General features: G+C 72.9%; 16 protein-coding genes. 3 read left to right on the forward strand and 13 right to left on the reverse strand.

Translation table 11 applies throughout. The features are described from left to right. Positions 1-6 precede the first annotated feature (6 nt). From BM290_RS27060 to BM290_RS27115, 12 genes are read right to left on the reverse strand one after another with little or no spacing between them, the layout of a single operon-like run. Complete coding sequence (locus tag BM290_RS27060; RefSeq protein ID WP_093618704.1) at positions 7-1,785, reverse strand: ABC transporter ATP-binding protein; 1,779 nt, start codon at positions 1,783-1,785, stop codon at positions 7-9. Further along, entirely contained in the window at positions 1,782-3,509 is a 1,728-nt protein-coding gene (locus tag BM290_RS27065; protein WP_093618705.1) for an ABC transporter transmembrane domain-containing protein, read from the reverse strand. Before BM290_RS27065 ends, BM290_RS27060 begins: the two co-directional genes overlap by 4 nt. Before the next feature lie 42 nt (positions 3,510-3,551). Further along, positions 3,552-3,806, reverse strand: coding sequence for a hypothetical protein (locus tag BM290_RS27070; RefSeq protein WP_093618706.1), 255 nt, complete (start codon positions 3,804-3,806; stop codon positions 3,552-3,554). Between the two features lie 9 nt (positions 3,807-3,815). After that, a complete protein-coding gene (tsaD, locus tag BM290_RS27075) occupies positions 3,816-4,868 on the reverse strand; it encodes a tRNA (adenosine(37)-N6)-threonylcarbamoyltransferase complex transferase subunit TsaD (RefSeq protein ID WP_093618707.1) in 1,053 nt (350 codons plus the stop codon). Further along, entirely contained in the window at positions 4,861-5,298 is a 438-nt protein-coding gene (rimI, locus tag BM290_RS27080) for a ribosomal protein S18-alanine N-acetyltransferase (RefSeq protein WP_093618708.1), read from the reverse strand. The genes tsaD and rimI overlap by 8 nt, the downstream gene beginning before the upstream one ends. Further along, positions 5,298-6,122: a tRNA (adenosine(37)-N6)-threonylcarbamoyltransferase complex dimerization subunit type 1 TsaB gene (gene tsaB / locus BM290_RS27085; RefSeq protein WP_093618709.1), complete on the reverse strand. Its 825-nt coding sequence runs from the start codon at positions 6,120-6,122 to the stop codon at positions 5,298-5,300. The genes rimI and tsaB overlap by 1 nt, the downstream gene beginning before the upstream one ends. Positions 6,123-6,131: 9 nt before the next feature. Continuing rightward, positions 6,132-6,815: a uracil-DNA glycosylase gene (ung, locus tag BM290_RS27090; RefSeq protein ID WP_093618710.1), complete on the reverse strand. Its 684-nt coding sequence runs from the start codon at positions 6,813-6,815 to the stop codon at positions 6,132-6,134. Beyond that, positions 6,812-7,261: a tRNA (adenosine(37)-N6)-threonylcarbamoyltransferase complex ATPase subunit type 1 TsaE gene (tsaE, locus tag BM290_RS27095; protein WP_093618711.1), complete on the reverse strand. Its 450-nt coding sequence runs from the start codon at positions 7,259-7,261 to the stop codon at positions 6,812-6,814. Before tsaE ends, ung begins: the two co-directional genes overlap by 4 nt. Then, positions 7,258-8,325: an alpha/beta fold hydrolase gene (locus BM290_RS27100; protein WP_093618923.1), complete on the reverse strand. Its 1,068-nt coding sequence runs from the start codon at positions 8,323-8,325 to the stop codon at positions 7,258-7,260. Before BM290_RS27100 ends, tsaE begins: the two co-directional genes overlap by 4 nt. Then, positions 8,322-9,446 carry an alanine racemase gene (gene alr / locus BM290_RS27105; RefSeq protein WP_093618712.1) on the reverse strand — a complete coding sequence of 375 codons (1,125 nt, stop codon included), beginning with the start codon at positions 9,444-9,446 and terminating at the stop codon, positions 8,322-8,324. The genes BM290_RS27100 and alr overlap by 4 nt, the downstream gene beginning before the upstream one ends. Positions 9,447-9,498: 52 nt before the next feature. Next, complete coding sequence (locus tag BM290_RS27110; RefSeq protein WP_093618713.1) at positions 9,499-10,950, reverse strand: NAD(P)H-hydrate dehydratase; 1,452 nt, start codon at positions 10,948-10,950, stop codon at positions 9,499-9,501. Positions 10,951-10,991: 41 nt separating this feature from the next. Beyond that, positions 10,992-11,369 (reverse strand): holo-ACP synthase, encoded by a 378-nt coding sequence (locus BM290_RS27115; RefSeq protein ID WP_093618714.1) that lies wholly within the window; start codon positions 11,367-11,369, stop codon positions 10,992-10,994. Between the two features lie 166 nt (positions 11,370-11,535). Here BM290_RS27115 and BM290_RS27120 point away from each other — a divergent pair, with 166 nt between their 5' ends. Together BM290_RS27120 and BM290_RS27125 are read left to right on the forward strand one after the other, a co-directional pair. Further along, positions 11,536-11,865 (forward strand): type VII secretion target, encoded by a 330-nt coding sequence (locus tag BM290_RS27120; protein WP_093618715.1) that lies wholly within the window; start codon positions 11,536-11,538, stop codon positions 11,863-11,865. Next, positions 11,862-13,364, forward strand: a complete 1,503-nt coding sequence (locus tag BM290_RS27125) for an alpha/beta hydrolase (RefSeq protein ID WP_093618716.1) — start codon at positions 11,862-11,864, stop codon at positions 13,362-13,364. The genes BM290_RS27120 and BM290_RS27125 overlap by 4 nt, the downstream gene beginning before the upstream one ends. Before the next feature lie 17 nt (positions 13,365-13,381). Here the strand turns inward: BM290_RS27125 and glmS are convergent, their stop codons facing one another. Next, positions 13,382-15,265, reverse strand: coding sequence for a glutamine--fructose-6-phosphate transaminase (isomerizing) (gene glmS / locus BM290_RS27130; RefSeq protein ID WP_093618717.1), 1,884 nt, complete (start codon positions 15,263-15,265; stop codon positions 13,382-13,384). Between the two features lie 181 nt (positions 15,266-15,446). On the opposite strand from glmS, the gene BM290_RS50775 reads away from it, so the two are divergent. Further along, entirely contained in the window at positions 15,447-16,235 is a 789-nt protein-coding gene (locus tag BM290_RS50775; RefSeq protein WP_093618718.1) for an MmpS family transport accessory protein, read from the forward strand. Position 16,236: the final 1 nt, after the last annotated feature.

A 16,236-nucleotide genomic window follows, 5' to 3' on the forward strand; every position in this document is an offset into this window, starting at 1 on the left:
GTCAGCTCAGGGAAAGGGCGCGCCTTCCGGGCGCGCCTTTTTCATACCCTCGCCCTGCCACGAGCTCCACAGCGCGGCGTACGCCCCACCCGCCGCCACCAGCTCGTCGTGCGACCCCAGCTCCACGATCCGCCCGCCGTCCATCACCGCCACCCGGTCGGCGTCGTGCGCCGCGAACAGCCGGTGCGCTATCGCCACGACCGTTCGCCCGCTCACCACCGCCGCCAGGGAGCGTTCCAGGTCCCGGGCGGCCCGCGGGTCGAGCATCGCGGTCGCCTCGTCGAGCACCAGAGTGTGCGGGTCGGCGATCACCAGCCGGGCCAGCGCCACCTGCTGCGCCTGCGCCGGGGTGAGCAGGAAGCCGCCCGCGCCGACCATCGTGTCGAGCCCGTCCGGCAGTTCGTCGGCCCAGCCGAGGGCCTGTACGGCGGTGAGCGCCGCCCGGATCTCCCCCTCCTGCGCGTGGGGCCGGACCATCGCCACGTTGTCCCGCAGGGTGCCGATGAAGACGTGGTGCTCCTGGGTGACGAGGGCGACCTCGGCCCGTAGCCGATCGGGTGGCAGCGCGTCCAGCGGCACGCCGCCGACCGTGATGCTGCCCGAGGTGGGCCGGTGCACCCCGGCGAGAAGCCGGCCGAGCGTGGACTTGCCGGCCCCGGAGACGCCGACGACGGCGAGCCGTTCGCCGGGTTCGAGGACCAGGTCGACGCCGTGCAGCACCTCGCGTCCCGGCTCGTAGGCGAACCGCACGTCGCGGACCTCGATCCGGGTGCCGGCCGGCTCCGGGGCGTCGGTGACCGCCGGCAGCGGACCGGCCGTGACACCGAGCAGCCGGGCCAGCGCGGCCGCGCCGACCTCCAGCTCGTCGAGCCAGCCGACCAGCCGGTCCAGGGGATCCACCAGCTGCTGGACGTAGATCACCGCGGCCGTCAGCGCGCCGAGCGACACGTGGCCGTGCAGGTGGAGCCAGCCACCGGCGAGCAGGGTGAGCACCATCGGGACCACGTAGCTGATCTCGATCACCGGCCACCACACGGTCCGCAGGCGCAGCGTGTACCGCTCGGCTCGCCAGGACCGCCGCAGGTCGACATCGGTACGCGCGACCCGCTGCCGCTGGCGGCCGAGCGCCTCGACCGTACGGGCGCTCTCCACGGTCTCGGTCAGCCCCTCGGTCACGTCCGAGTAGGCGGCGTTCTGCCGCAGGTATCCGCGTGGCGCGTGCCGCAGATACCACCGTGACCCGACCACGATGATCGGCACCCCGATCAGCAGCGGCACCGCGAAGATGGGGCTGACCAGCAGCAGTGCGCCGATCACGAGCCCGAGTGTGATCAGGGCGATCAGGGTCTCCGGCACGGCGAACCGGACGCATTTGGACAGCGCGTCGACATCCCGGGTGGTCCGGGTGAGCAGGTCACCCGAGCCCGCCGACTCCACGGTGGACAGCGGCATGGCCAGCATGCGGTCGACGAACTCCTCCCGCAGCCGGGTCAGCACCCGCTCCCCCAGCCGCGCCGAGGACAGGTGGGCGAACCGGATCAGCACGGTCTGCGCCACGACGAAACCGCCGATGGCCAGCGCGAGGTGATCCAGTTCGGACATCGGCACGCGCTCGTGGACGCCCTGGACCAGCTCGCCGAGCAGTCGCGGGCCGGCCAGACCGGCCAGGGCGGCGGCCACGTGCAGAGCGACAGTGGCGCGGAACAGGCCGGGATGGCGCCGGATCAGGTCACGGGCGTACCGGCGGGCCTGCACGGCGCTCGCCACCGGCAGCAGCCGGCTCACGGCCGCTCCTCGCCGGCTTCCTCACGTTTCTCCTCCGGCCCGGATCCGTTGCCGCGCCGCACCAGCCGGGCGTACCCGGGTTCGGCGCCGAGCAGGCCGGCGTGCGGGCCGACGGCCACCACCCGGCCGTCCTCGACGAAACAGACGCGGTCGGCCTGGCTCAGCATCAGCGGGCTGTTGGTGCAGACCACAGTGGTACGGCCGGCGCGTGCCACCCGCAGCCGCTCGGCGATCCGGGCCTCGGTCCACGCGTCCACCGCGTTCGTCGGCTCCACCAGGACCAGCACCTCGGGGTCGGCGATCAGGGCCCGCGCCAGGCGCAGCCGCTGCTGCTGGCCACCGGAGAAACAGCGGCCACGATCGGTCACCACGGTGTCCGGGCCGTCCGGCAGCGCCTCCACCGTCTCGGTCGCCGCGGCGGCCTCCAGAGCCGATTCCAGAGAGCCGATGTCGTACGGGTCGAGGTCCGCCCGCAGCCGGCCGGAGAACAGCCGGGCCTCGTTGTCCGCGACCAGGATCCGGGCCCGCACCTCGGACAGGGCGGCCGCCGCGAGCGGGACACCGCCCAGCGTGGCGCCGTCGGCGTACCGGCCCAGCCGATCGGCGATGCCGGCGGCGTCCACGGGCGCCGTGGCGGCTATCGCGGTGAGACGGCCGGGGGTCACCCGTACCCCCGAAATGGGGTCCACCAGGTCGCCTGCCGGAAGTGGCGCCGGATCCGGTGGGTCCGGAAGGTCGCTGCGCTCGCGCAGCATCGTCACGACCCGGCGGCTGGAGACGTGCCCGCGGGTCATCTTGTCGATCGCCTCGGTGAGCTGCCGCAGCGGCGCGACCAGGAAGGCGGCGTACGCATAGAACGCCACGAGCTGCCCCACGGTGATCCGCCCGTCCGCCGCGAACCGCGCGCCCAGCCAGGTGACGAGCACCAGGAACAGGCCCGGCAGCAGCACCTGCGCGGCCTCCAGCAGCGACTCGATCCGCGCCGTGTGCACACCGGCCGCGCCGAGCGCCCGCGACTCGGCGCGGTAGCGGGCCGCCATGGTCGCCTCGCCGCCCACGCCGCGCAGCACCCGCAGCCCGCCGACCAGGTCCGCCGCCCGCCCGGTCAGGTAGCCCTGCCGGTCGCGGTAGGCGTGCTGCCGCCGGTGCAGCGGCGGAATCAACACCGCGACCACCGACATCAGCAGGGGTACGCCGAGCAGCACCACGAGTCCCAGCGGCACCGACGTGTGCAGCAGCACGACGGTGACCGTGATCACGGCGAGCAGCGCGCCGACCCCCCGCGACGTGATGTCGACGGCGCTGCCGATATGGGTGATGTCCGAGGTGCCGATCGCCACGACCTCACCGGCGTCGAGGCGGCGCGGCAGTGTGGAGCCGAGCCGGTTCGCCTGCCGGACCACCACCTGCACGGTCCGGAACGCCGCGGACAGCCAGTTGGTCACGGCGAACCGATGCCGCGCGATGCCGGTGAACGCCTGCACCAGGCCCACGCCGAGGAGCAGCGCCGCCCAGGTGGCCAGTGCGGTCGCGTCCCGGTTCACGACGGCGTCCACGGCCCGGCCGACGACCGCGGGCACCAGGGCCTGGCATCCCATCCAGGCGACGGCCAGCAGCGCGGCGGCGGCGACCGTCAGGCGGGAACGCCGGATCAGCCACAGCAGATATCGGCCGGCGGATCGGGAGTCGGGGACACCGGGATCGTTCACAGGCAGTCTTCGCATCAGGCCCCGACGGTAAGGCCGAGGTGCGCCGACTGCGACCGGTCAACGATCTACCGGGTTGAAATCCCAGACGTGCGGAGCGCGTGCCACCAGGTTCTCCGGCGGGGTACGCAGGTTCTCCGGGGAGTTGCGCCATTTGGTGATGACGACGATGCGTTGATCGGTGGACGAATAGACGTCACTCGACACATGTTGTGGCAGTACCTCCAGGGCAGGCACCGCCGTGTCGCAGACCCAGGCCAGCAGCTCGTCGAAGCCACTGCGCGAGGCCCGCACCTCCCACATCCGCGCGATCATGAACGCTTCCTACCCCGGCACACTGACCTCGGTCAAACCCATGGCCGAATCCGCCGGCAGATCGAGACGGCTCGGCGCCACCCCGGCCGCCACCAGATGCGATCCCAGCGCGGCGACCATCGCGCCGTTGTCGGTGCAGAGACCCGGCCGGGGTACGCGTACCGCGATCCCATGCCTGGCCGCCCGCTCCTCGGCGAGCACCCGCAGTCGCGAGTTGGCCGCCACACCGCCCCCGATGACCAGGGTCCGCACCCCGTTGGACCGGCACGCGTCGATCGCCTTCGCGGTCAGCACGTCACAGACCGCCTCCTGGAAGCTCGCCGACACGTCGGCCACCGGCACCGGCTCACCGGCGCGCTCCCGGCTCTCCACCCAGCGGGCCACCGCCGTCTTCAGCCCCGAGAAGGAGAAGTCGAACCGGTGCGCCACCAGGTCTTTCTGCGCCGTGAGGCCCCGGGGGAAGGCGATCGACGCCCGGTCGCCGTCGCGGGCCGACCGGTCGATGATCGGCCCACCCGGGAAGCCGAGGCCGAGCAGCCGGGCCACCTTGTCGAACGCCTCACCCGCGGCGTCGTCGATGGTCGCCCCGAGCGGCGTCACGCCCGCGGTCAGATCATCGACCAGCAGCAGCGACGAGTGGCCGCCGGAGACCAGCATCGCCACCGCCGGCTCGGGCAGCGGCCCGTGTTCCAGCGTGTCCACCGCCACGTGCGCCGCCAGGTGGTTGACGCCGTAGATCGGCTTCTCCGCGGCCAGCGCATACCCCTTGGCCGCCGCCACCCCGACCAGCAGGGCGCCGGCCAGGCCGGGACCACTGGTCACCGCGATCGCGTCGACGTCGGCCAGGGTCACCCCCGCCTCGTCCAGCGCCCGCTGCATCGTCGGGACCAGCGCCTCCAGGTGGGCGCGGCTGGCCACCTCGGGCACCACGCCGCCGAACCGGGCATGCTGGTCCACACTGGACGCCAGCGCGTCGGCGAGCAGAGTGTGCCCGCGCACGATGCCGACACCGGTCTCGTCGCAGGAGGTCTCGATCCCGAGGACCAGGGGTTCGTCACGCATCGCGCATCATCACCAGGGCGTCCGTGTTGCTGGGTTGGTAGTAGCCGCGCCGGATCCCGACCGGCTCGAAGTCATAACTCGCGTAGAGCCGTTGCGCCGGGGCGTTGTCGACGGCCACCTCGAGCAGCGCCTTGCGCGCGCCGCGGCGGGCCGCCTCGGCGAGCAGCGCCTCCAGCAGACGCCGCCCGAGACCGTGCCGCTGGGCGTCCCGCCGGACCGCGATGTTCTGCACCCAGGACTCGTGCTCGTCCACGACGGACAGTCCGGCATATCCGACGACCTGCTCGCCGTCGAGCGCCGCCAGGTAGAACTGGCCGGTCGCCAACTCGTTCCAGAACATCGCGGCGGACCATTTCTCCGGTCCGAAGAGGTCCTCCTCGATCGGCAGCACCTCGTCGATGTGCCACCAGCGGAACCGCTCGATCTCCATCAGGTCAGCACCGGCTTGCGCGCCGACGGCTCGACCGCGTCCGGCCGCCGCAGATACAGCGGGGTGAGGATCTCGCTCGGCGCGACCCCGCGAATGCGGTCGGCGGCGAGAGCGACCAGCGCGGCGCCCGGCGGATAAAGGAGATGCTCCTCGACGGGTACGCCGAACACGTCCCCGTATTTCAGGGCACCCTCACCCGCGGCCCGATCGACCAGCCCGGCCACCGCGGTCTCCGGTTGCCCGGCCGCTGTGCCGTCCGCTTTCCCGGCCGCTGGGCCGTCCGCCGTGCCAGCCGCTTTCCCGGCCGCCGTGGCGGTCGATCTGTCCTCCGGCCGGATCAGCAGGCCGGCCGGGAGCGCGCCGCCCACCGCGCCATACAGCAGACCGGCCACATCCGCCGGTCTGGCCACCTCAGGGCCGGTCACCCGAACCCCGTCGACATACGTGGCGAAATACACCTCGCGCCGCCGCGCATCGGTCGCGATCAGCACCCGCCCCGGGCCCGCAGCCCGGCCCAGCCCGTCCAGCGAGCACACCCCGTAGGTCGGGATGCCCAGCGCCTGCCCCATGCTCGCCGCGGTCGCCAGCCCGACCCGCAGGCCGGTGAAGGGACCCGGACCGAGCCCGGCCACGATCGCGGTCAGGTCACGCGGCCGCAGCCCGGCGTCGGCCAGCACGGCGGCGATCTCCGGGGCCAGTCTCTCCCCGTGAGCGCGTGGGTCGACGGTGCGGCGCTCGGCGATCCCGGACAGCCCGTCCGGGGTCACCTCGACGAGCGCCGCCGTCGACGCGGGGGTTGCGGTGTCCAGAGCCAGTACCAGCACAGCGAAACCCTAGACGGTGGCCCGCGGGTCCCAGTCGATGACCGGCCGTCCGCCGTCGGCCAGTGCCTTGTTGGCAGCGCTGAACGGACGGCTGCCGAGGAACCCGACCCGGTTCAGCGGACTCGGGTGACCGGCCTCCAGGACCGCGTGCGCCGGGTTGGTGACCAGCACCGCCTTCTTCCTCGCGTAGCTGCCCCAGAGCAGGAACACGATCCGCTCGTCACGCTCGTTGAGGGCCTTGATCGTGGCGTCGGTGAACGCCTCCCACCCCTTGTTGGCGTGCGACCCGGCCTTGCCCGCCCGGACCGTCAGCACCGCGTTGAGCAGCAGCACACCCTGCCTGGCCCAGCCGGTCAGGTCGCCACCCGGCGGCTTCGGCACATTCAGATCCTCGTTGAGCTCCTTGAAGATGTTGCTCAGCGACGGCGGGCGGCGGACCCCCTCACGCACGCTGAAACTGAGACCGTGCGCCTGGCCGGGACCGTGATACGGGTCCTGGCCGAGGATCAGCACCCGAGTCTGCGACGGCGAACACAACCGGTACGCCGAGAACAGGTCCTCCACCGGCGGGTAGATCGTCTGCGTGGCGTACTCCTCGGCCACCCACTCCCCCAGAGCGGTGGTCGCGGCGGCGTCGAGGTGGGGGGACAGCTCGGCGCGCCACTCGGCCGGCAGCTGCTCGATCAGGTTCACATGGTCTCCAGTCGGTGTGCCCAGTCGCCGCCGTGCGGCAGCAACTCCACAGTGCGGGTGTCGTCGTCCAGCCGGTCCAGCCGGACCTGCAGGTATTCGTCGTTGAGCTGCTCGACCAGGCCGACGCCCCACTCGACGACGGTGACCGCGTCGTCGGCCGAGGCATCCAGGTCGAGGTCGTCGATCTCGGCGCGCGGGTCGGGCCGGTCGCCCAGCCGATACGCGTCCGCGTGCACCAGCGGCAACGGGCCCCGGTGCACCCGGGCGATCACGAAGGTCGGGGAGGTGATCGGGCCCTGCACGCCGAGGCCGGCGCCGATGCCCTGGGCCAGGGCCGTCTTGCCGGCGCCCAGAGGGCCGGTGAGCAGCACCAGGTCACCGGCGCGCAGCACGCCGGCCAGCCGCCGCCCGAACTCGCGGGTGTCCTCGACGGTCTTCAACTTCACGTCAGTTTCTCCAGGAAGGGGATCAGCGCGGCGTTGACCTGATCGGCTTTCTCCAGCATCACCACGTGACCGCTGTTCTCGATGGTCAGCAGCTCGGCCTCGGGCAGATTCTCGATGATCTGCTCGGAGTGGGTCACCGGGGTCAGGTAGTCGCGATCACCGACGACGACCAGCACCGGAACGCCGCGCAGCGCGGACAGCGCCGGAGAACGATGGTGCGTGTAGAGGGTCTGGAGATATTTGGTCAACGTCTCCGCGGAGGTCTTCGAATTCATGCTCTCCACGAAGGTCACCAGCGACGGGCTGGGCTTGGCCTCCCCGAACCCGTACCGCCGGGTCAACAGCCAGGCCAGGTCGGAGGAGGCGACTCGAGCCCGGTCGATGGTGCCGCCGCCGAGCTGGGCAGCCTTGTCCCAGAGCGGGAAGAACGGGGCGCTCACCCGGGCCACCACGTTCGTGATGCCGAGCTTGGCCTTCTCGAAGAGATCGGCAGAGGTGGAGATCAGGACCACGCCGGTCACCCGGTTGCCGAACCAGGCCGGGAACTGCTCGGCGAACGCCATGATCGTCATGCCGCCCATCGAGTGCCCGACCAGGATGATCCGGCCCTCGGGCACGGTCTCGGTCAGCACCGCGGCCAGCGACCGGCCCAGAGCGGCCAGATCATAGGTGCCGGACTTTAGCTTGCTCGACCGGCCATGACCCGGCTGGTCGTAGAAGACCATCCGGTGGGTGCCCCGCTCGGCCAGCACCTTGCGCTGGAAGTAGAAGGTGCCCATGTCCAGGGCGAACCCGTGCACGAAGACGATCGTCGGCTCGCCGGGCGCCCCGGCCGGCTCGATGATCTCCACGTGCAGATCGGTGCCGTCGGCGGCGGTGACCGTCAGCTCCCGATCGAACGGCTGGTCGCCGAACGGCTCGTCGACATAGGGATCGCCGGGCGCGTTGACCGAGCGCCGCACCAGCGCACGCTCCACCGCGAAGGCTGTCGCCAGACCGGCCGCGGCGACACCCACCACGGCCCCGAATATGCCGGCGCCCTTGACGACCCTCGAACGCCTCACCACCGGGACGCCTCCCCCACGTAGTGACGTGGCACCCGGCTGCTGCCGAACCGGGTGACGATCTCGTAGTTGATCGTGCCGGTGGCGGCCGCCCAGTCGTCGGCGGTCGGCTCGCCGTCGTCACCCGGCCCGAACAGGGTCGCCACGTCGCCCGCCACCACCGGTTCGTCACCCACGTCGACGACCAGCTGATCCATGCACACCCGCCCCGCGATCCGCGCCGTCGTGCCGCCCACCCGCACCGGGCCGGCGCTCGACGCATGCCGCGGCACCCCGTCGCCGTAGCCCAGCGGCACCACGGCGAGCGTGGTCTCCCGCGGGGTCGTGTAGGTCAGCCCGTAGGACACGCCCTGACCGGCCGGGACCCGCTTGGCCAGGGACACCCGGGCGCGGGCCGTCATGGCCGGCCGCAAACCGTAGGTCTCCCCCGCGATCGGCGACAGACCGTAGGCCGCGATGCCGGCCCGGACCAGGTCGAAATGGGTGTCCGGCCGGGTCAGCGTGGCCGCCGAGTTGGCGATGTGGCGGTAGCGCGGTGTGATGCCGAAGGACTCGGCCAGCGCCAGGCCCTTGTGGAAGGCGGCGAGCTGGCGGTCGATCGACTCGTGACCCGGCTCGTCGGCGCACGCGAAGTGGCTCCACACGCCGACCGTCTCGATGTCGCCGCCGGCCTGCGCCTTGGCCGCCGCCTCCAGCAGGACCGGCCAGTCGGCGACGGCGGCGCCGCCGCGGGCCAGCCCGGTGTCGAGCTTGAGATGCACGCGGGCCGGGCGCCCGGCCCGGCGGCCAGCGGCCACCAGCTCGTCGAGCAGGGCGGTCGTCGCGGCGCTCAGGTCGACGCCGGACGCGACCCCCTCGTGCAGTGGCAGGCCGGGGCTGAGCAGCCAGGCCAGAACCGGCGCCTCGACACCGGCCCGGCGCAGCGTGAGCGCCTCGTCGAGGGTGGCGACGCCGAGCCAGGTCGCGCCGCCGGACAGCGCGGCGCGGCCGGCCGGCACCAGGCCGTGGCCGTAGCCGTCGGCCTTGACCGCCACCAGCACCTCGGCGGAGGTGCGGGCGCGCAGCAACGCGACGTTGTCCCTGATCGCGTCCAGATCGACGCGGACTTCGGCCTGCCACATGCCTCCACCCTACTGAGGCGTATGACATTTTCCGCCGGACAGGCCTCTTCGCTCAGGTCAGCAGGCCGGCCAGCGCCGGGCGCAGAGCGGCCGCCACATCCGGCGCCGTGACCGGCCCGTTCTCGGCGGCCCGGCGCCCCGCCAGCCCGTGCACGTAGGCGGCGGCGACCGCGGCACGCACCGGCGGCAGACCCGCCGCCAGCAGCGACCCGAGCAGCCCGGCCAGCACATCCCCGGACCCGGCCGTGGCCAGCGCCGCGCTGCCGGTGGGATTGGCCCAGATCTCCCCCGACGGGGTGGCCACGATGGTCCGGTCACCCTTCAGCAGCACCACCGCGTTGGTCCACGCGGCCAGCCGGGCGGCCGCACCGGCCCGGTCCGCGCCCGGCGCCTCCCCGGCCAGCCGCTTGAACTCGCCGTCGTGCGGGGTGAGCACCAGCGGGGCGTCCCGCCGCAGGTCCTCGGCGTGCTCGCCGCCGACCAGCAGATTGATCGCGTCCGCGTCGAGCAGCACCGGCAGCGCGGTGGCCAGCACACTGCGCAGCTCGGTCCGCGCCTCGTCGCCGGAGCCCAGCCCCGAGCCGCAGACCCAGGCCTGCACCCGCCCCGAGTCGGCCACCCGGTCGGCGACCACCACCGACGGGTGCGCGCGGACCACCTCACGGTGCGCGCTGCCCGCATACCGCACCATGCCGGACGGGCCGGCCAGCGCGCCCGCGGTGGAGAGCAGGGCGGCGCCCGGATAGAACGCCGACCCGGTCGCCAGGCCGACCACGCCACGGGAGTACTTGTCCGAGGTCGCGCCGGGGCGTGGCCACCAGGCGGCGATGTCGGCCGCGTCCGGCACCCGGACCGCGGGCGTGCCGGTCAGCGCCGGGCCGAGACCGATGTCGACCAGATCGACGTGACCGCAGCGCACGGCCGCCGGGCCGAGCACGTGAGCCGCCTTGAGGCACCCGAAGGTGACCGTCACGTCGGCGGTCACCGCCTCGCCCGGCACGTCACCGGTGTCCACGGTCACACCGCTCGGCACGTCGACGGCCACGATCACGGCCCGCTCGCCGTCGCGGCGGCGCAGGGCCGGCAGCTCCCGGACGATCGCCGCCGCCTCCGGCCGCAGGCCGCCGCTCGCCCCGATCCCGACGATGCCGTCCAGCACCAGATCGGCCCGGGCCGGCAGGTCACGGGTGGTGAACCCGCCCGCCTGGCGCAGCGCGGCGAGACCGGCCAGATGCACCCGCTCCGGAGACAGCAGCAGCGCCCGGACCTGGGCGCCACGGCGGGCCAGCGCGGCGCCGGCGTAGAGCGTGTCGCCGCCGTTGTCGCCGCTGCCCACCAGCAGCAGGACACGGGCGCCGTACACCCCTCCGGTCTCCTCCAGCAGCAGGGCGCAGCGCCGGGCCAGACCGGCGGCCGCCCGCTGCATCAGGGCGCCCTCCGGCAGGGTCGCCATCAGGTTCTTCTCGGCCGCCCGCACATCGCCGACCCGCCACGCCTGCCGCATGCTTCCTCCGTTGTCCGTTGCCCGCCGGGGCGGCGATCGACCTACTTGCTCCCAGCCTCGGCGACCACCATCGCCGAGGCGATCCCGCCGTCGTGCGACAGGGACAGGTGCCATCGACCGATGCCACGCTCGGTCGCCGCGGCGGCGACCGTACCGGAGACGGTCAACCACGGGCGTCCGTCGGGGTCGGTGACGATCTCGCAGTCGTGCCACCGCATGCCCATCGGCGCGCCCAGCGCCTTGGCGACGGCCTCCTTCGCAGCGAACCGGGCGGCCAGGGACTCGGCGGATCGCGGGCTCCCGGACCTGGTCAGCCGCTCGGCCTCGGTGAAGAGGCGATCCGCGAGCAGCGGGGTCCGGTCCAGCGCGCGGGCGAAGCGTTCCACCAGGACGACGTCGATGCCGACAGACACGATCACAACGTCACCCTATCGGCGCATCCGGTCACTTTTCCGGGGCCGCCCGCCTATCAGGACGCGGTCTGCGGGCGCAAGGCCTGTGGACGGTCGTCCACAGGCCGTCCCGGCGGCGCCCGCCGGGCCTCTAACGTCGGCGCGTCCCCTCGCCCCCATGGAGGTTTGCCCGATGAATCCCGACTTCCAGGTCGACACCGAGGGCCTGCGCCAGGACGCCGCTGCCGTCACCGCCTTTGCCGGCCGGATCGCCGGCGCCGCCGCGTCCGCCCCGGTCGCCGATCCGTCACCGCACTGGGCGGCGACCGCCGCGGCCACGCTGGCGGCCGACTCGGTCCGCCGGTGGGTGACCTCGATCAGCGATGACACCGCCGCGACGGCGACCCACATCAGAGCGGCCGCCACCGCCTACGAGGCGGCCGACGCCCGGGCCGCGCGACGGCTGACCGATCTCACCGCCGCCCCGGCCATCGGCGCGCTCACGTCGCGGGCGGGTCGATGAACGCCGCCGACGCGTCCGCCGTCACCTATGCGAAGCTCCGGGGCACCGATCCGGACCGCTGGCTGTCCACCGCACTGGCGTGGCGCCGCTGGGCAGCTCTGGCCGGCGCCCTCTGCGCCGAGTTCGGCCCGCTGCCGGCCCGTCTGCGCGACTCCTGGTCGGGTCCGGCGGCCGAGGCCGCCCTGGCCGGGCTCGGCGCGCTGCGCCGCCGCGCGGCGTTCTTCCGGGTGGTCTGCTGGCGCGTGGATCAGGCGCTCAGCGAGTTCGCCGCGGCCCTCGGCCGGGCCCGCGCGCTCCTCGACCGGGCATGCGCGGCGGCGCGGCGTTCCGGTCTGGTCATCGACGATTCCGGTACGGTCCACGGCCACCCCGGCACACCGGAGGCGATCAGGTCCGTCACCGGCGATCTGACCACCGCCCTGGCCCTGGCCGCCGAGGCCGACAGCGCCGCGTCGACCCGGCTCAGCGCCCTGGCCGAGATCCCGCCCGCCCCGGTCCCGGCGTCGTTCCCGCCGTGCACCGCCGAGCCCGCCGAGGTCCGCCGCTGGTGGGAGCAGTGGTCGCCGGCCGAGCGCACCTGGCTGCTCGTCACGTCCCCGGCCGCGTTCGCCGGCGCCGACGGCATCCCGATCGCCGACCGTGACGTCGCGAACCGGCTGCTGCTCGACGACGCCCGTCTCGAGCTGGACCGGATGCGGGCCGCGGGGGTGGATCGCGGCCGTCTCCGTGACCTGCGTGCGGGGCTGGACCGGCTGACCGCGCGGCTGGAGGAGGAGGGCGGGCCCCGGGCGTACCTGATCGGGCTCGGTCTGGACGGTGAGGGCCGTGCCGTGGTCGCTCTCGGCGACCCGGACCGCTCCGCCCACGTCCTCACGCACGTGCCCGGCATGACCTCGGATCTGAAGTCGCTGGGCGGTGAGCTGAGCCGTGCGGAGCGGGTGGCGGTGCGCGCCGGCGAGCTGGGCCCGGCGCAGTCGGCGAGCGCGGTGCTGTGGCTCGACTACGACGCCCCGGATTTCGTGCACGCGGCGGCCTCGGACCGGCAGGCCCGGGCCGGCGCGCCGGAGCTGACCCGCTTCCAGGAGGCGTTGCGGGTCACCCACGAGGGCGGCCCGGCGCATCAGACGGTGCTGGGGCACAGTTACGGCTCGCTGGTGGTGGGCCGCGCGGCGGCCGCCGGTGACCTGCCGGCCGACAGCGTGGTCTTCGTCGGCTCACCCGGAGTGGGCGTGGATTCCGCCGCCGAGCTGCGGTTCCCCGCCGACCGGGTGTGGTCGACGACCTCGCTGACCGACCCGATCCAGTACGCCGCGGTGTCGCCGAAGGATGTCCTCCCGGACGGGCAGCGCCACCTGTGGTTCGGCCGTGACCCGAGTGAGCCGGGTTTCGGCGCCCGTGTCTTCCCCAGCCAGTTCGACGCGGGCCACCTCGGCTACTGGGACCGCGGCGGGCCGGCCCTCGACGCCCTCGCCCGGATCACCCTGGGCGAGACGCCGTGAGCCGGCTCAGCGGCGCGTCACTCGACGGTGACCGACTTGGCCAGGTTGCGCGGCTGGTCCACGTCGTACCCGCGGGCCGACGCGATCTCGCAGGCGAGGATCTGCAGCGGCACCGTGGTCATCAGCGGGGCGAGCAGCGTCGGCGTGTGCGGCACGTAGATCAGATGGTCGGCGAACTGCCGGACGTCCTCGTCGCCCTCCTCGGCGATCACGATGGTGCGGGCGCCGCGGGCGCGTACCTCCTGGATGTTGGAGACCACCTTGTCGCGCATCACGCCGCGCCCCTGCGGGGACGGCACCACGCAGACCACCGGGGTGCCCTTGTCGATCAGGGCGATCGGGCCGTGCTTGAGCTCGCCGGCGGCGAAGCCCTCGGCGTGGATGTAGGCGAGCTCCTTGAGCTTGAGCGCGCCCTCCAGCGCCACCGGGAAGCCGACGTGCCGGCCGATGAAGAGCATCGTCGACGCCGTCTTGAGGTCACGGCCGAGGGCCCGCACCTCCTCCATCCGGCCGAGCAGGTCGCGCAGGTTGTCCGGGGTGCGACGCAGGCGGGACACCACGGCGGCGACCTCGTCGGCATACATGACGCCGCGGATCTGGGCCAGGTGCAGGCCGATCAGGTAACAGGCGACGAGCATGGTGAGGAACGCCTTGGTGGAGGCGACGGCGATCTCCGGCCCGCCGTGGGTGTAGAGGACGGCGTCGGACTCGCGCGGGATGGTGGAGCCGTTGGTGTTGCAGATCGCGAGGACGCGGGCCTTCTGCTCCTTGGCGTGCCGGATCGCCATCAGGGTGTCCATGGTCTCGCCGGACTGGCTGATCGCGATCACCAGAGTGGACCGGTCGAGGATCGGGTCGCGGTAGCGGAACTCGCTGGCCAGCTCGACCTCGCACGGGATGCGCACCCAGTGCTCGATGGCGTATTTGGCGACCATCCCCGCGTGGTAGGCGGTGCCGCAGGCCACGATGAAGACCTTGTCGACGTCACGCAGGTCCTGGTCGGTGAGGCGCACCTCGTCCAGGATGATCTCGCCACGCTCGGAGAGCCGGCCCAGCAGGGTCTCCGCGATCGCCTGGGGCTGCTCGGCGATCTCCTTGAGCATGAAGTATTCGTAGCCGCCCTTCTCGGCGGCCGAGGCGTCCCAGTCGATGTGGAACTCGGTGCCGGTGGCCGGGGTCCCGTCGAAACCGGTGATCTCGATGCCCGCCGGGGTGATCAGGACGACCTGGTCCTGGCCCAGCTCGATCGCCTCACGGGTGTGCTCGATGAACGCGGAGACGTCACTGGCCAGGAAGTTCTCCCCGTTGCCGCGGCCGACCACGAGCGGCGAGTTGCGGCGGGCGGCGACCACCGCGTCGGGCACCTCGACGTCGACGGCGAGCAGGGTGAAGGCGCCTTCGAGCCGGTTGGCCACGCGGCGCATCCCCTCGGCGAGCAGGGCCGGGCCGTCCTCGGCGCCGGACTCGCGCAGCTTGCGCATCTCGGCGGCGAGCAGGTGGGCCGCGCACTCGGTGTCGGTGTCGCTGCGGAACTCGACACCGGTCGCTTCGAGCTCGACGCGCAGGCGGGCGAAGTTCTCGATGATGCCGTTGTGGATGACGGCGACGCGGCCGTCGACGGAGACGTGCGGGTGGGCGTTGCGGTCGGTGGGTCCGCCGTGGGTCGCCCAGCGGGTGTGCCCGATGCCGGTGACGCCGGCCTCGATGCCGTCGCCGGACCGCTCGGCGAGCGCCTTCTCCAGGTTGGCGAGCTTGCCCGCCTTCTTCTCGGTCTTCACCAGGCCGTTGTCGATGATGGCGACGCCCGCGGAGTCATAACCGCGGTACTCCAGGCGGCGGAGCCCGTCGATGACGATGCTCAGCGCTGGACGATTGCCTACGTAACCCACGATCCCACACATGACGGGCAGCCTAACCGACTTTCGCTCATCCGTCTTGCTCGAGAGGCGCGGTTATGAGCATCGCATGTGATCGGAACCGTAGTCCAACCACGTCGCCGACGCCCCTGCCCGTACGGGTGGTTGATCCTCGCCGTGCGGCGCTGGCGTACCGTCGAAAGACGGTGCCCCACCGGGAGGAAAGATGAGCGATCCGAGCGAGCCGCGACAACCGCCCCGGCCGCCCCAGTTCACCCCACCGCCTGACTACCCCCCGACCGCCCAGTTCCCGCCGGTCGGCCACGACCCGGGTCCGGGCTATGGGCAGCCGCCGCCGTATGACCCGACCACCGGCTACGCGCCGCCCCCGCCACCACCGCCCTACGACGCGGGCGCCGGTTACCCGCCGCAGCCCGGCTACGGTCCGGCGCCGCTGCCACCCAAGCGCAGCAAGACACCGCTGATCGCCCTGGTCCTCGCCATCACGCTGCTGCTCTGCGGTGGTGTGGTGACCGCCTCGGTGATCCTGGTCAACCGTACGGTCGACAAGGTCAACGAGGTCACCGACGACGCCAAGAAGGCGGCCGAGCCGATCACCGATCCCACCTTCCCCGACCTGCTGCCCTCCGGGCGGCCGGACTTCCCGGGCCTGCCGACCGAGTTCCCCGACCTGCCCGCGCTGCCGACCGGCATCCCCGGCATCGGCGAGGGCAAGGAGATCAGCGTGACCTACGAGGTCACCGGCGACGGCCCGGCCGAGATCCTCTACGTGGAGAAGCTGGACGGCGTTCCCAAGCGGGTCGGCAACGCCAAGCTGCCGTGGAAGGTGACGACCACGATGAAGGGCCCGTCGGTGCTCTCGGTCATCGCCGTGCGCACCGGTGTCGACTCGGGCTCGATCAGCTGCACGGCCACCGTCGACGGCAAGCAGGTCGCCACGCACACCGCCGACGGCGCCCTGGCGACGGCCAACTGCTACGAGCTCGTTTACTGAT

The organism is Actinoplanes philippinensis (assembly GCF_900113015.1).
Classification (GTDB): Bacteria; Actinomycetota; Actinomycetes; order Mycobacteriales; family Micromonosporaceae; genus Actinoplanes; species Actinoplanes philippinensis.

Bases quoted from the DNA above. Each gene is read 5' to 3' on its own strand.
- BM290_RS27125 (WP_093618716.1), top strand. From the start codon at position 11,862: ATGAACGCCGCCGACGCGTCCGCCGTCACCTATGCGAAGCTCCGGGGC.
- rimI (WP_093618708.1), bottom strand. From the start codon at position 5,298: ATGGAGATCGAGCGGTTCCGCTGGTGGCACATCGACGAGGTGCTGCCG.
- alr (WP_093618712.1), bottom strand. From the start codon at position 9,446: ATGTGGCAGGCCGAAGTCCGCGTCGATCTGGACGCGATCAGGGACAAC.
- BM290_RS50775 (WP_093618718.1), top strand. From the start codon at position 15,447: ATGAGCGATCCGAGCGAGCCGCGACAACCGCCCCGGCCGCCCCAGTTC.
- BM290_RS27065 (WP_093618705.1), bottom strand. From the start codon at position 3,509: ATGCGAAGACTGCCTGTGAACGATCCCGGTGTCCCCGACTCCCGATCC.
- BM290_RS27120 (WP_093618715.1), top strand. From the start codon at position 11,536: ATGAATCCCGACTTCCAGGTCGACACCGAGGGCCTGCGCCAGGACGCC.
- BM290_RS27110 (WP_093618713.1), bottom strand. From the start codon at position 10,950: ATGCGGCAGGCGTGGCGGGTCGGCGATGTGCGGGCGGCCGAGAAGAAC.
- glmS (WP_093618717.1), bottom strand. From the start codon at position 15,265: ATGTGTGGGATCGTGGGTTACGTAGGCAATCGTCCAGCGCTGAGCATC.
- tsaD (WP_093618707.1), bottom strand. From the start codon at position 4,868: ATGCGTGACGAACCCCTGGTCCTCGGGATCGAGACCTCCTGCGACGAG.
- BM290_RS27070 (WP_093618706.1), bottom strand. From the start codon at position 3,806: ATGATCGCGCGGATGTGGGAGGTGCGGGCCTCGCGCAGTGGCTTCGAC.